General features: G+C 36.5%; 14 protein-coding genes and 1 pseudogene. 1 reads left to right on the forward strand and 14 read right to left on the reverse strand.

The genetic code is table 11. The features are described from left to right. Window positions 1-61 precede the first annotated feature (61 nt). From ACFSO7_RS06710 to ACFSO7_RS06755, 10 genes and pseudogenes are all read right to left on the reverse strand, one after another. Entirely contained in the window at window positions 62-1,003 is a 942-nt protein-coding gene (locus ACFSO7_RS06710; protein ID WP_377876511.1) for a YybS family protein, read from the reverse strand. 133 nt (window positions 1,004-1,136) lie between these two features. After that, window positions 1,137-1,379, reverse strand: coding sequence for a 30S ribosomal protein S18 (gene rpsR, locus ACFSO7_RS06715; protein WP_230497304.1), 243 nt, complete (start codon window positions 1,377-1,379; stop codon window positions 1,137-1,139). A 48-nt stretch (window positions 1,380-1,427) separates the two neighbouring features. After that, window positions 1,428-1,946 (reverse strand): single-stranded DNA-binding protein, encoded by a 519-nt coding sequence (ssb, locus tag ACFSO7_RS06720; RefSeq protein ID WP_377876512.1) that lies wholly within the window; start codon window positions 1,944-1,946, stop codon window positions 1,428-1,430. Between the two features lie 73 nt (window positions 1,947-2,019). Continuing rightward, window positions 2,020-2,307, reverse strand: coding sequence for a 30S ribosomal protein S6 (gene rpsF / locus ACFSO7_RS06725; RefSeq protein ID WP_377876514.1), 288 nt, complete (start codon window positions 2,305-2,307; stop codon window positions 2,020-2,022). Window positions 2,308-2,458: 151 nt separating this feature from the next. Beyond that, the gene (ychF, locus tag ACFSO7_RS06730; protein ID WP_377876516.1) at window positions 2,459-3,559 is read right to left on the reverse strand and encodes a redox-regulated ATPase YchF; all 1,101 of its coding nucleotides are present in this window, start codon (window positions 3,557-3,559) and stop codon (window positions 2,459-2,461) included. 227 nt (window positions 3,560-3,786) lie between these two features. Next, window positions 3,787-4,755, reverse strand: coding sequence for a methyl-accepting chemotaxis protein (locus ACFSO7_RS06735; RefSeq protein WP_377876560.1), 969 nt, complete (start codon window positions 4,753-4,755; stop codon window positions 3,787-3,789). Next, window positions 4,732-5,475, reverse strand: a pseudogene (locus tag ACFSO7_RS06740) (HAMP domain-containing protein); the annotation flags it as partial. The pseudogene ACFSO7_RS06740 and the gene ACFSO7_RS06735, both read right to left, overlap by 24 nt. Window positions 5,476-5,599: 124 nt before the next feature. Next, the gene (locus tag ACFSO7_RS06745; protein ID WP_377876518.1) at window positions 5,600-7,606 is read right to left on the reverse strand and encodes a molybdopterin-dependent oxidoreductase; all 2,007 of its coding nucleotides are present in this window, start codon (window positions 7,604-7,606) and stop codon (window positions 5,600-5,602) included. Window positions 7,607-7,677: 71 nt separating this feature from the next. Continuing rightward, the gene (locus ACFSO7_RS06750; RefSeq protein ID WP_377876520.1) at window positions 7,678-7,875 is read right to left on the reverse strand and encodes a DUF951 domain-containing protein; all 198 of its coding nucleotides are present in this window, start codon (window positions 7,873-7,875) and stop codon (window positions 7,678-7,680) included. 37 nt (window positions 7,876-7,912) lie between these two features. Next, window positions 7,913-8,746, reverse strand: coding sequence for a mechanosensitive ion channel family protein (locus tag ACFSO7_RS06755; RefSeq protein ID WP_377876522.1), 834 nt, complete (start codon window positions 8,744-8,746; stop codon window positions 7,913-7,915). Between the two features lie 190 nt (window positions 8,747-8,936). Here ACFSO7_RS06755 and yyaC point away from each other — a divergent pair, with 190 nt between their 5' ends. Next, on the forward strand, window positions 8,937-9,554 hold the full coding sequence (gene yyaC, locus ACFSO7_RS06760) for a spore protease YyaC (RefSeq protein WP_377876524.1): 618 nt from the start codon (window positions 8,937-8,939) through the stop codon (window positions 9,552-9,554). Between the two features lie 114 nt (window positions 9,555-9,668). On the opposite strand, the gene ACFSO7_RS06765 is transcribed toward yyaC, so the two are convergent. The 4 genes from ACFSO7_RS06765 to noc form a co-directional block, all read right to left on the reverse strand. Continuing rightward, window positions 9,669-10,379, reverse strand: coding sequence for a DUF554 domain-containing protein (locus tag ACFSO7_RS06765; protein ID WP_377876526.1), 711 nt, complete (start codon window positions 10,377-10,379; stop codon window positions 9,669-9,671). Between the two features lie 230 nt (window positions 10,380-10,609). Then, window positions 10,610-11,464, reverse strand: coding sequence for a ParB/RepB/Spo0J family partition protein (locus tag ACFSO7_RS06770; RefSeq protein ID WP_377876528.1), 855 nt, complete (start codon window positions 11,462-11,464; stop codon window positions 10,610-10,612). After that, window positions 11,457-12,218, reverse strand: a complete 762-nt coding sequence (locus ACFSO7_RS06775) for a ParA family protein (protein WP_377876530.1) — start codon at window positions 12,216-12,218, stop codon at window positions 11,457-11,459. The genes ACFSO7_RS06770 and ACFSO7_RS06775 overlap by 8 nt, the downstream gene beginning before the upstream one ends. Window positions 12,219-12,416: 198 nt before the next feature. Beyond that, window positions 12,417-13,220, reverse strand: a complete 804-nt coding sequence (noc, locus tag ACFSO7_RS06780) for a nucleoid occlusion protein (RefSeq protein ID WP_377876561.1) — start codon at window positions 13,218-13,220, stop codon at window positions 12,417-12,419. Between the last annotated feature and the right edge of the window lie 116 nt (window positions 13,221-13,336).

Here is a 13,336-nt window from a genome sequence, read left to right on the forward strand (position 1 = left end):
TTTTCAGCTCCTATTAAGTAAAAAAACTTCTTGCTAAATCGTTGGCAAAATAGAATCAAACTTATTTTTTAAATATTCTCTTTCTAAATTCAAACCCTAAATCAATTATACCTAATATCATAATAATATAAAGTATCAAAGGTTGAATTAGTGTGATGACAGTGACCACAATTGGAATAACCAGTGGCCATCCTTTTAAATGACTAACAAAATAAACTAAGGAAAGACCCTGTAGGACTAATAATCTTTGCAAAATAAAGGCTACATTCCAGATAGCCAGATACACATAACTACCCTCTTCAGGCTTTAAAAGGATTGATAAAATAATGGTAATTATATAATACCAAAGTATACTTCGGGGTAAAGACAAATTACGAAAAGGAGTCCATTTTACTGGGTTCAGCCCAAATCTTTTTAAAATAGGAAAATGAATCAGTTGTAGAAAAAAGACAAGTGTGAATGAACTCATAACGAGCAAGCTAGGAAGTAACAAATCAAACATGTTTAACATTAGTTCAACTTGACTCTTTAGTTTTTCTGCATCTTTTTCTTTCCCCATTGACTCTAATAGTTGAAACGATGTATCCAATGATTTTTTTAATAAATCCATGGAGTCTGCTAAGAAATTTATTTTAAAGAGAATGACAGCAGCCCCATAAATGATGATCAAACTTATTAGAAACGCCATCGACCCAGCCATCAATGTAACGATTCTGCTCTTTCTCTTTTGAACGAAATAGCCTAACGTAACCCCTGTTAATCCAAACAAAAAAGCTAACGGAATGGCTTTAATTGTTCCTACGATTAGCGTTATAAAAAAGGAAGCAATAAGGAATACGGTAATATTCTTTACATCATTTTTCCATGCAAAATAAATAAATGGTAAAGGTAAGAACCAAATACTTATTGTCCCAATAAATGGTACAAATATAGTTATTAGAAGTAAGACGGCAAAAATGGCTAATAAAACGGCCCCTTCAGTTAACCTTCGTGTATTATTCATGTTTCACCTCGGAATCACTTTCAAGTTCTTATCTAACCTATTTTACTGGCTAATGAAAGTTCGTTCAACTTTATCTATCTTTGAACTAAAATAAAAAGCAGCAAGGATATCTCCTCACTGCTTGAAATATGGTTTACTCACCAGTTACGTATGGTAATAAAGCCATTTGACGAGCGCGTTTAATCGCGATCGTTAATTTACGTTGGTATTTTGCACTTGTACCAGTTACACGACGTGGTAAAATTTTTCCACGCTCAGAAATAAACTTCTTAAGAAGATCTACTTCTTTATAATCAATGCGTGTAATACCATGAGAAGTGAAATAGCACACTTTACGACGTTTTGCACGTCCGCCTCTGCGTCCTCCGCCTGCCATAATAAGTCCCTCCTTCGTTATTGATTAACCGTATCATTTATAAACGTATTAGAATGGTAGATCGTCGTCTGAAATATCAATTTGTCCACTATTTGCAAACGGATCTTCATCAATACGTGTAAAACCTTGGTTATTGTTGTTATATGGTTGTTGATTCTGATTGTTGTTATAAGGCGCCCTCTGTTCTCTTGGAGGATTATTATAATAACCACCTTCACCGCGATCACCAGAAGCACCTGCAGAAGAACCTTTAGGCTCTAAGAATTGGACACTTTCAGCCAAGATTTCTGTCACGTACACACGTTTTCCATCTTGTCCTTCATAACTACGTGTTTGAACACGCCCATCAACACCAGCTAAAGATCCTTTTTTCAAGAAATTAGCTACATTTTCAGCAGGACGACGCCAGACAACACAGTTAATAAAGTCCGCTTCACGATTACCTTCTTGATTCGTAAATGCACGATTTACAGCAAGTGTAAAAGTAGCAACTGGGACTCCATTTGGAGTATATCTTAGTTCAGGGTCTTTTGTTAATCGTCCAACTAAAACAACGCGATTCATCATCAGAACCAACTCCTTCCTTCTAACTTGTTTCACGTGAAACGTTCATGCTAGAAGTATCTATCGTCAAATAGTCTTATTCTTCTTCTTTAATTACAATGTGGCGAATAATATCCTCGCTGATTTTAGCTAAACGAGAGAATTCTTCTACCGCTGCAGGAGCTGCGTTAACTTTCACTAATTGGTAGTAGCCATCACGGAAATCATTGATTTCATATGCAAGACGACGCTTACCCCAATCCTTCGCTTCTGCGATCTCCGCACCATTGTCAGTTAAAATTCCACTAAAACGCTCAACTAGAGCTTTTTTCGCTTCATCTTCAATGTTTGGGCGGATGATGTACATAACTTCGTACTTTCTCATCACTGTCACCTCCTTTTGGTCTAAACGGCCCATTTGGGCAAGGAGCAATTTACATTACTCACAAGAAAAAATTATAGCATAACTATTCCTCAAACGCAATGTTACCATTAAGATTAATAAAAAGCCCCTTAATAAGGGGCTCCTGTGTTATTTATACGTTAAATCGGAAATGGATGACATCTCCGTCTTTTACTTCGTATTCTTTACCTTCTAAGCGTACTTTTCCAGCTTCCTTAGCGGCAGTCATACTTCCTCCTGCTAATAAATCATCATAGGAAACGGTTTCGGCACGGATAAAACCACGTTCAAAATCAGAGTGAATAATTCCAGCACATTGCGGAGCTTTCATTCCACGGCGGAATGTCCACGCACGTACTTCTTGAACTCCAGCTGTAAAATAAGTAGCTAGTCCAAGTAAGCTATATGCTGCTCTGATTAATTGGTCAAGACCTGATTCTTCTATACCTAACTCTTGTAAGAACATGGCTTTTTCTTCGCCGTCAAGCTCTGAAATTTCAGACTCAATTTTGGCACAAATGACAATAACCTCTGCATTGTCTTTCGCTGCAAATTCACGAACCTGTTTCACATATTCATTTTCAGTTGGGTCTACTATATCCTCTTCACTTACGTTTGCCACATAAAGAACAGGCTTAATGGTTAAAAGGTGTAAACCTTTAGCTATTTTCAATTGCTCTTCAGTGAATTCCACAGTACGTGCAGGCTTTCCTGCTTCAAAGGCCTCTTTTAACTTTGATAGAATTTCTAACTCAATCATTGCATCTTTATCTTTTTGACGAGCCATTTTTTCAACTCGACTAATTCTTTTATCAACGGACTCTAAGTCAGCTAAAATTAACTCTAAGTTAATGACTTCGATATCATCAATTGGATCCACTTTACCAGAAACGTGAGTAATATTTTCATCCTCAAAACAACGTACTACCTGACAGATAGCATCTACTTCACGAATATTTGCTAAAAATTTGTTTCCTAATCCTTCACCTTTACTAGCACCCTTAACAATCCCAGCAATATCCGTAAATTCAAATGCAGTTGGAACTGTTTTCTTAGGCTGAACAAGCTCTGTTAATTTGTTTAATCGGTGATCCGGGACTTCTACGATGCCCACATTCGGATCAATCGTACAAAACGGATAGTTTGCTGATTCTGCTCCCGCTTGAGTAATTGCGTTAAATAATGTTGATTTACCTACATTAGGCAAGCCAACAATACCTGCTGTTAAAGCCATTTTGCCACTCCTCATTTCTATATGAATATCTATTAAAAGTCGATTTAAAGTTTAATGTTGTCCAGCCACAAATGGCTGAATAAGCTACCGGCTCTTTTCTATAACCTTCCACAATTATAGAGATATGCCTGAAAAAAGACAAGCATTAATAAGTGTGCAAGGGTAAAAGCAAAGGTGTTCACATGGATTGTTGTGAACACCTTTGCTTTATTAACTCTCCTTTTGAATTACACTTTGAATTTCCCAACTAGCATCTTCAATTCATCTGCCATATGCGATAAAGAAGCTGCTGCTGCTGAAATTTCTTCCATTGATGCTAACTGTTCTTCAGTAGCTACCGATGCTTCTCTAGTGCCTGCGGCTGCTGATTCGGATAAATTTGTAATGATGTTAACTGATTGTACCATTTGTTCTGCCCCTGAAGACATTTTTTGTGAAGCTAATAGGATCTCTTTTATTTGTACAGAAATATCTTGAACAGAAAGCTGAATTTCATCAAATGATTTTCCAGCAATCGTTACTAGCTGCAATCCTTCGTCCATTTTAACAGTTGTTTTCTCCATTGATTGAACAGACTTTTCCGTATTGTTTTGTATGGATGCAATAAGTTCAGAAATCTGTTGGGCGGATTGAGCTGATTGCTCAGCAAGCTTTCGAACTTCATCAGCAACTACAGCAAAACCTTTGCCATTCTCACCTGCTCTAGCTGCTTCAATGGCGGCGTTTAATGCTAATAAATTCGTTTGTTGTGCAATAGAGGTAATTACTTCAACTATTTTTCCAATTTGATTAGATTGTTCACCTAACATTTTTATATCGTCAGATAGCTCTCCAACTGTTTGATTAATATCATCCATTTGTGTAACAACCTTCTTAATCGAATGGTTCCCATCTTCTGCGCGATTGGAAGCTAATATAACCGTTTCCGATACATTTTCTGTATTCATGGCAACCTGACGGATAGCAGAAGAAATTCCATTTACTGTTTTTACAGAATTTGAAGCATTATTGACCTGTTTTGTCGTTCCAGCATCTAATTCTTGAACCGTTAAAGCAATATGTTCCGTTGCCTTGCTTGTTTCTTCTGCACTAACGGTTAACTGTTCAGAGGAGGCTGCTACTTGGTCTGCATGAAGTCCAATTTGTCTGACAAGTGAAGCGAGTTTTTCTATCATTTGATTAAATGATTTGGCCATTTGACTAAGTTCATCTTTTGAATCTAAACGAATATGTTGAGTAAGATCTCCTTCCCCGTCTGAAATTTCCTTAAGTTTATTATTCATTAAATTTAATGGCTTCAATATAGATCGTATGGTTAATAAGGCCCAAACTAGTCCACCTAAAATAGAAGCTAGACTAACTCCAATTAATATCGCTTCTCTTATAGTTTGCATCTTTTTTACTGTTAAGTTATCTTGACTAACTTCTTTTTCAATCTCTGCTATTAGACTATTTACCAATGGTTCTAATGTCTCTTTCCGAATTTCCCTCTGTTCTTGAAAATGAATGGTCACAGCCGCATCATCATTTCCATTCCTTTTCTCCTCTACAAGCCGATTACTTGCAGCTAAATATTCGGATTGGCTCGACTTAATTTGTTTTATAATTTGAAGATCTGAGTTTTCAATCTTTGAACGTTCAATCTCATCAAAAAGTTCTTCAATCTCAGTAGTCTTCTCTTTAATTTGCTCAGGTAACGACTCCTCACCAACTAGGAGATAGGCTCTTTCATCATTTGAGATTCCAGTTATTCGATACTGTATTGATTTTAAATGAACAAGAATATCCTTATCTTCCTGTACCTCTTGAAATGTTTTATCGGTATTTTTCAACAAATATATTGAGTAACCACCGGAGAATACTAAGGTAATAATGAATATCATAATTATAGATATTAGTTTCATTTTTATTGTCATACGATTCGAGTCCTCCACCACTATTAACTTTTCTCCATTTTTCGACAAAATTTGCTATTCCCTAAAAGTATAACAAATCACCTAAAAGAGGGCTACAGAATTTCACTGTAGCCCTCACAAATAGTTATATTACTTTTTCTATATTTACAAGACAATCATACAAAGTACTGCCTAAACCATTATCTGATTCACGGTTTGACGTTAATACATTGACAGATCCCCCGAATTGGCTCCAAATTCCTTCATCAATATTAATCGTATGAGGATGGGCTTGCTTCATAATTTGAATTTTCCCTGTAATTGATCCTCTTTCATTCCAAACCTTTACTTCATCACCATCCACTAAGCCTTTTTGTTCGGCAATATCCATTGCTATCTCAACCTTTATTCGAGGCTCTGGATGAAATAAATGATAATGTTGAGAGTGATTGGAACGTAATGGATGAATAGTTAGTAGGGAATAAGGATATTTTGAAGCAAGTTCAGGATTATTCCATTTCGTTTCTCTAGGAAGAGTTAATTCCAATTTACCACTAAAACCTTTCATCTCTGCAACGGTCGAAGTAAATTCAAACTTCCCACTTGGCGTTTTAAACTGATAGTTTTCCCAGGGAATTTTTTGCACAGGTAGTTCAGCAAATCCAGCCTGTCTTATATACGCTAAAGAAATTCCATGCTTCTTCAAAGGTGATAAGCCTAATTCAAGCCACTGTTCACTTGAAAAATCAAAGTCACTTCCGAAACCTAATCGTTTCGCTAGTTCAGTCCATATCCATAAATCAGACTTTGCCTCCCCAGGTGCATCGACGAGTTTCGGCCCATAATTCACATAATGATGATACATAGATGAGTAATATACATCTTCCTCTTCAAAGATGGTCGTTACTGGTAACACATATTCAGCTAGCTTGGCTGTATCTGTCATAAATTGGTCCATGACCACCAATGTTTCTACCGATTCAAATGCCCTTTTAACTAATTCCGTATTTGGAACTTGTGTTAAAGGATTTCCACAAGTAACAAACACCATTTTTATTTCAGGAAACTTCGCATTAAGGATCTCTTCAGCTTGTTTCATCATCGTAAATTGACGTGATTGTTGTTTACGTTCTTCCATTGTAAAAGCTTCAGAGTGGAAATTTTGGCCAACCTGGAGATTTCCGTAATTTGCACCACCACCTGCGATTCCAATGTTTCCACTAATCGCAACTAAAGCATCAATTAACCGAATAGTGTTTCCACCATTTTCGTATCGCTGCATTCCAAGTCCTAAATATGATGAGGTAGGTCTATCACTATAAATCTTAGCTAACCTTTGAATATTTTCTATCGAAACTTCTGTCTTTTCGATAATCTCCTCCATGGAAACAGAATTTAGAAGTTCTTCTAAGTCCTCAAATCCCTTTGTATAACGATCAATAAATTCTCGGTCTTCACGATTCGATTGGAGAATTTCCTTCATAATCCCTGCTGCGAGATGACCATCCATCCCAGGCTTCACAGAAATGTAATCATGGGCAATTTTTGCTGTTGCATTAAAGATAGGATCAATGACAATGATTTTTGCGCCATGCTTTTTGGCTTCCTGAAGTTTTTGGAAAAAGTGCATATTTGTCCGTGCGACATTTCTTCCCCAAACAACAACATGTTTACTTTTTAGTACATCGTCAGGATGATGGCTATATGCATCACCAAAATCCCATTTTTGTGCTTCAATTCCCGCTCCCCAGCATAATGAACCAATCAGTTCCGTTACGCCGCCGAAGCAATTAAAAAATCGCTTATCAATATTTTTTAAAAGACCTCCATTGGCATAATCATGACTGTGAAGAATCGATGTCGAGCCAAATTGGTCTTTATTGCTTTGCATCTTAGCAGCAATTTCATCTAATGCAAGCTCCCAGCTAATTTGCTGAAAAGCTCCATTTATCTTTTTTAATGGATATAAAAGGCGCTGTTCCGAATTGGTCCTCGTTTCTAACATTCTTCCGCGACCGCAAATTTTCCCCTTCGTAATGGGATGATCCGCTGCACCATCCACTTTTATCACTTTTCCTTCTTCCACCGTTACTTCAAATCCACAATTATCCCAACAGTTCAAAGAACAAGAAGATTGATAGACTTTTGCCAATTCCGACACCTCAATTCCAAATTCATTTTTTACTAGAATAATATAAATTTGATAAAAAAAGAAGCACGAAGTTAGTCTTCATGCTTCACTAATATCTTTTTCATTTTTCGTGAAAACTCTCTTCTCGGAATAAGAACGCTATGGGCACACCCTTCACACTTAATTCGAATATCCATTCCGAGTCTAATGATTTTCCAGCGATTGATCCCACATGGATGAGGTTTCTTCATTTCAACAATATCATTTAAACCAAACTCTTTTTGCTCCATTCAAATTCCCCTTCTTATTTATCTATGATTCCCTTTTTTAAGGATATTGGATTTCAAATCCCTGTTGATCTAACCATAATTTTAAATCTTTTTTAACCATTCTACTGACAGCCACTTGTTTCATTGGCTTTGTTTCAATCGCTATTCTCATAATGGTTTCTGAAGCACCTAACGCTTGAACACCTAATAATTCTGGGACTTTTACTAAATCCTCATATTTTTCAGGTAAAGTATCTAAAAACTGCCTAATGACTTCTTCAATCCTAATAAGGTCAGTTTCATTAGCCATACTTATATCAATGGTAGCCTTACTATTATGTAGGGAAAAATTGGTTACTTGAACAATACTTCCATTTGGTAGAATATGGAGTTCCCCTGTCCAGCTCTTTATTTTCGTTGTTCGAAGACCAATTTCTTGAACAACTCCTTCAAATGTACCAATTCGTACTTGGTCACCAACTGAAAATTGATCTTCAAAAATAATGAAAAACCCTGTAATAATATCCTTCACTAAGTTTTGGGCACCAAACCCAACAGCTAAACCGACAATTCCCGCCCCCGCTAAAAGGGGTTTCACTTCGATTGATAATGTAGATAATATCATTAAAAATGACATAAACGAAACAACATACGTAAGGATGTTTTCTAGAAGCTTCATTACTGTTTTTTCACGACGTTCAGAAGTTCTAAGCGGTGATTTTGTCCTTACTTTAAATAGGTTATGAATGGCTATTTTTCCAACTCGAATGACAATACGTGTCAAGATTACGATAACAATAATTTTTAAAATGATTAGCCCTAGATCTATCCATGTAGCTTCATTCATAATTTTCAACATGAATTGATTGTACTTTTCTATAAAATAATCCATAGTAACACCTTCTTTTCAATTTACTCTATATCATTTAATGTTTCCATCTTATCATCTTTTTCAGCCTTTTTTTTGTAAAAAATAATAGTTACTGAAATAAATAGACAGTCTCATGTATAGATTCCCATATTCGTCCGTATACTGTTACTACTTAGCATTATATGGCAGGAATTTTAAAGGAGTGGACTACATGAATCTAAAACCAAGCTTTTTTGATAGGCGAGGTGGAATTAAAGTTTTCCATGATGACGAAGAAGCTGTTCAATTGTTAGCAAAAGAGCTTTTAGATATGTTTCCACCTCATACGATCCGTCCAATCGTCTTTGTCTGTATTGGAACAGACCGATCAACTGGTGATTCATTAGGTCCAATGGTTGGGACACTACTCGAAGAAAAGGGGCCAAGCCCATTCTACGTTTATGGAACATTGGATGACCCGATTCATGCTGTGAATCTTGAGGAAAAACTAAAAGAAATTAAACAAAAGCATTTCTACCCGTTTATTATTGGAATCGATGCTTGTCTAGGGAAACTAAAAAGTGTAGGAGCGATTCAACTTGCTGATGGTCCTGTAAAGCCAGGTGCAGGTGTAAATAAAGAACTACCACCGGTCGGTGATATTCATCTTACTGGAATCGTCAATGTAAGTGGATTTATGGAGTTCTTCGTTTTGCAAAATACGAGATTAAATCTAGTATTAAAAATGGCTAAAACCATTTCAAATGGAATTTATCAAGCTAGTACCCAATATAAGGCTAAAAAGGCTGAATGGAATACATTCTTTACTAAGAAAGAAGAAACTATTTAAAAAGAGTCAGGATGACCTGACTCTTTTTAAATAGATAAGAAAGTATAATATTTTCGGATTTCGAAAAATGTCTAGCGCAAGCGTCCTAGCCCCTCAAGGCGCCCCGCGCTTTTCTTATATTTGTTGATAAAAATAAATAACCGTTACGATGATTCCTGTTACTAAAATGCCTGGTAGCAGATTGGCTACTTTCACTTTAATTATTCCAGTTAAATTTAAACCTATGGCAAAAATCATGACTCCACCTGTGGCTGTCATTTCTAATATAAAACTATCCATTAATGCACTTGGGATAAAGCGATCGATTTGAGTGGCAAATAAAGCAATTAACCCTTGATATAAAACAACCGGGATAGCTGAAAAAATAACACCAATTCCAAGAGAAGTTGCTAGGATTATAGAAGTAAAGCCGTCAATAATCGCTTTTGTATATAAAACATCATGATCCCCACGAATCCCGCTATCTAGTGCTCCTATAATCGCCATTGCCCCAATAACAAAAATAAGTGTAGCTGTTACAAAGCCTTCAGAAATACTCCCTTTGCTACTTGAACCTAGTTTTCCTTCTAACCAATCTCCCAACTTGTTCAACTTATCCTCTAGAGCAAAATGCTCTCCAATTACTGCACCTACTGCTAAACTAATAATGACAATTAAGAAATTATCACTTTTAAATCCCATTTGTAGCCCTAATACGATAACTGCTAGACCGATTGCATGCATGACGGTGGACTTCATTCCCTCTGGTATACGATGGAACAGTTTTCCTAACAAGGTACCGATTACAATTAACAATCCATTCACAAGTGTCCCTAATAAAAACATATCTCCATCCACCTAACCTGTTACCAATGTATAGTGAAACTTCCATCAGTGGGGGGCTTCATCCCCTACTGATGGTTAGTTGAACCAATCGGACCTTTACGGGCAGTTGATCCCCCACCTATCTTCTTTGTTCACTCTGAATCTCTGAGGTGGGGGTCTTACTGACCGTTATGTTGGGATAAAAAGAAAAGGCCAACACCTTAAGAAAACTTTTCTTAAAGGGAAGACCATTAAATAGATTGCTCTTCATCGAGAATTTCAAGGATTCGTTCTAAATCTTCTTTAGAGAAAAATTCAATTTCTATTTTTCCTTTATTTTTTGCTTGTTTAATATGAACGGTTGTTCCAAAACGTTCTCGTAGAACTGTTTCACGTTCTTTAATAAAGATATCCTTTTCATTCGTTGGCTTTTTTGTTTCACGTGGAACATGTTCATTCATTTGTTGAATAATTTGTTCTAATTGACGGACATTTAAGCCATCTTTCATTACCTTCTCTGCTAGAGCGACCATTTTATCCTTTTGTTTTAAACTTAATAATGTACGACCATGTCCCATCGTGATTTTACCAGTTGAAATCATATCTTGTATTTTCTGAGGTAATGATAATAAACGCACATGATTCGCAATATGTGGTCGGCTTTTTCCTAGACGTTTAGCTAACACTTCTTGTGTCAAATCAAGCTTGTCCATCAAAGTGTAATAAGCAACCGCTTCTTCAATTGGTGTTAAATCCTCACGCTGTAGATTTTCTAAAACCGCTAATTCCATCATCTGTTGTTCAGAAAATTCCCGTACTATAGCAGGAACTTTACTGAATTTAGCTTCCTTTGCTGCTCGATATCTTCTTTCTCCGGCAACAATTTCATAGCCTTTTATACTTTTACGAACAATGATTGGTTGTAATATTCCATGTTCAATAATGGAGTTTTTTAATTCTTCAATTGCTTCTGGTTGAAAAACCTTTCTCGGTTGATAGGGATTTGGACGAAGTTCTTTCACACTGATTTCTTCAATCGTTTCATCCTTATTTGCCTCAACATTAGCAAAAAATGCATTAAGACCCTTCCCTAGACCTTTAGCCATTAGCAACCACTTCCTTTGCCAAGTCTAAATATACTTCTGCTCCACGAGACTTTGGATCATAAATAATGATCGGTTCCCCATGACTCGGAGCTTCACTTAAACGAATATTGCGGGGAATGATCGTTTTATATACTTTATCCTGGAAATATTTTTTCACTTCTTCAATTACCTGAATACCGAGATTCGTTCGTGCATCAAGCATCGTCAATAGTACACCTTCAATTTTCAAATCTTGATTTAAATGTTTTTGAACTAATCGTACGGTATTGAGAAGCTGGCTAAGCCCTTCCAATGCATAATACTCACATTGAACAGGAATGAGTACAGCATCAGAGGCCGTTAAAGCATTAAGAGTTAAAAGTCCTAATGAGGGGGGACAATCGATAATTATATAATCAAACTGGTCCTTGACCTCTTCTAGAGCACGTTTCAAACGCACTTCTCTTGAAATAGTTGGAACTAATTCAATTTCAGCACCCGCTAATTGAATCGTAGCAGGCAAAACATATAAATTTTCAACTGATGCTGGCAAAATAACCTCTTTCGCCTCCACATCATCGACTAATACATCATAAATACATTGGTTCACAGCAGATTTTTCTATGCCAATCCCACTTGTCGCATTTCCTTGTGGATCTACATCTACTAATAATACCTTCTTACCGATATATGCTAAGCAGGCCCCTAGGTTAACAGAAGTTGTTGTTTTACCAACTCCACCTTTTTGATTGGCAATCGCTAAAATTTTCCCCACGACGTCACCTACCTTCACTCAATAAATCTTATTTTCCAAGAAACTAACAGTCATAAAATCTATTTTATCATGAAACGATCTTTATTAATGTTTTTTTCACTAAAAAATAATCTTAAATTCTTATCGTTTCATGGAACATCCATAAAAAAACAGTGAGCAACTAACGTGAAATCTAGTTTCTCACTGTAAATGATAAGTTTATTTTTTCTTTGGAATTCGAATCGTAAATTGATAGTATTCATCAAATTCTTCTTCATCTGCATTTAAGTCAATTCCACTATCAGAAACCATAGTTAAGGATTGACGTATCGTATTCACCGCAATGCGCATATCTTTACTAAAAGCCTTACGTTTTGGCTTTGGTTTAGAATGATGTTGTTCAAGCAGTTTAACGACACGGTCTTCCGTTTGCTTTACATTTAAATTTTTTGCAATTATTTCTTCTAGTAACTTAACTTGCCACTCTGGATTTTTAAGAGGTATAAGCGAGCGAGCATGTCTTTCTGTAATTGATTTATTTAACAATGCATCCTGAACATCCTGTGGTAACTTTAACAGACGTAATTTATTAGCAACCGTTGACTGCCCTTTTCCTAATCTTTGAGCTAGTGCTTCTTGTGTTAAGTTATGAAGCTCCAATAGCTTTCCATACGCAATGGCTTCTTCGATTGGCGATAATTCCTCACGTTGAAGGTTTTCAATAAGCGCAACAGAAGCCGTTTCGGTATCGCTTAAATTTTTCACAATGGCTGGTACTTCTTCCCAACCAAGTCGATTCATTGCACGCCAACGACGCTCCCCAGCAATTATTTCAAATTGATCTTTTCCCAGCTCTCGAACAACAATCGGTTGAATAATCCCATGAGTGTGAATCGTTCTAGAAAGCTCCTCAATCTTTTCATCATCAAACACGGTACGTGGTTGAAAACGATTGGGAACAATACTTCCAATAGGAACTTTACGAATCTCTTCATATTCTTCTTGTGGTTCCTGCTGCTCCATGGTCAATTCCAAATTATGAACCTCTTGTTTTTCAACAGTAGCTTGTTCTCCCTTTTCGCCGAGGCCAAAAAAGCGTGAAAAAGAATTTTTCATCACCCTACACCACCTTTACGAAA

The sequence above is a fragment of the Bacillus sp. CGMCC 1.16607 genome, assembly GCF_042683745.1.
In the GTDB taxonomy this organism is placed as follows: Bacteria; Bacillota; Bacilli; order Bacillales; family Cytobacillaceae; genus Pseudoneobacillus.

Excerpts from the sequence above, each read along its gene's own strand:
- ACFSO7_RS06710 (WP_377876511.1), bottom strand. The coding sequence starts at position 1,003 with ATGAATAATACACGAAGGTTAACTGAAGGGGCCGTTTTATTAGCCATT.
- ssb (WP_377876512.1), bottom strand. The coding sequence starts at position 1,946 with ATGATGAATCGCGTTGTTTTAGTTGGACGATTAACAAAAGACCCTGAA.
- rpsF (WP_377876514.1), bottom strand. The coding sequence starts at position 2,307 with ATGAGAAAGTACGAAGTTATGTACATCATCCGCCCAAACATTGAAGAT.
- ACFSO7_RS06765 (WP_377876526.1), bottom strand. The coding sequence starts at position 10,379 with ATGTTTTTATTAGGGACACTTGTGAATGGATTGTTAATTGTAATCGGT.
- ACFSO7_RS06770 (WP_377876528.1), bottom strand. The coding sequence starts at position 11,464 with ATGGCTAAAGGTCTAGGGAAGGGTCTTAATGCATTTTTTGCTAATGTT.
- ACFSO7_RS06750 (WP_377876520.1), bottom strand. The coding sequence starts at position 7,875 with ATGGAGCAAAAAGAGTTTGGTTTAAATGATATTGTTGAAATGAAGAAA.
- noc (WP_377876561.1), bottom strand. The coding sequence starts at position 13,220 with ATGGAGCAGCAGGAACCACAAGAAGAATATGAAGAGATTCGTAAAGTT.
- ychF (WP_377876516.1), bottom strand. The coding sequence starts at position 3,559 with ATGGCTTTAACAGCAGGTATTGTTGGCTTGCCTAATGTAGGTAAATCA.
- yyaC (WP_377876524.1), top strand. The coding sequence starts at position 8,937 with ATGAATCTAAAACCAAGCTTTTTTGATAGGCGAGGTGGAATTAAAGTT.
- ACFSO7_RS06735 (WP_377876560.1), bottom strand. The coding sequence starts at position 4,755 with ATGGCCAAATCATTTAATCAAATGATAGAAAAACTCGCTTCACTTGTC.
- ACFSO7_RS06755 (WP_377876522.1), bottom strand. The coding sequence starts at position 8,746 with ATGGATTATTTTATAGAAAAGTACAATCAATTCATGTTGAAAATTATG.
- rpsR (WP_230497304.1), bottom strand. The coding sequence starts at position 1,379 with ATGGCAGGCGGAGGACGCAGAGGCGGACGTGCAAAACGTCGTAAAGTG.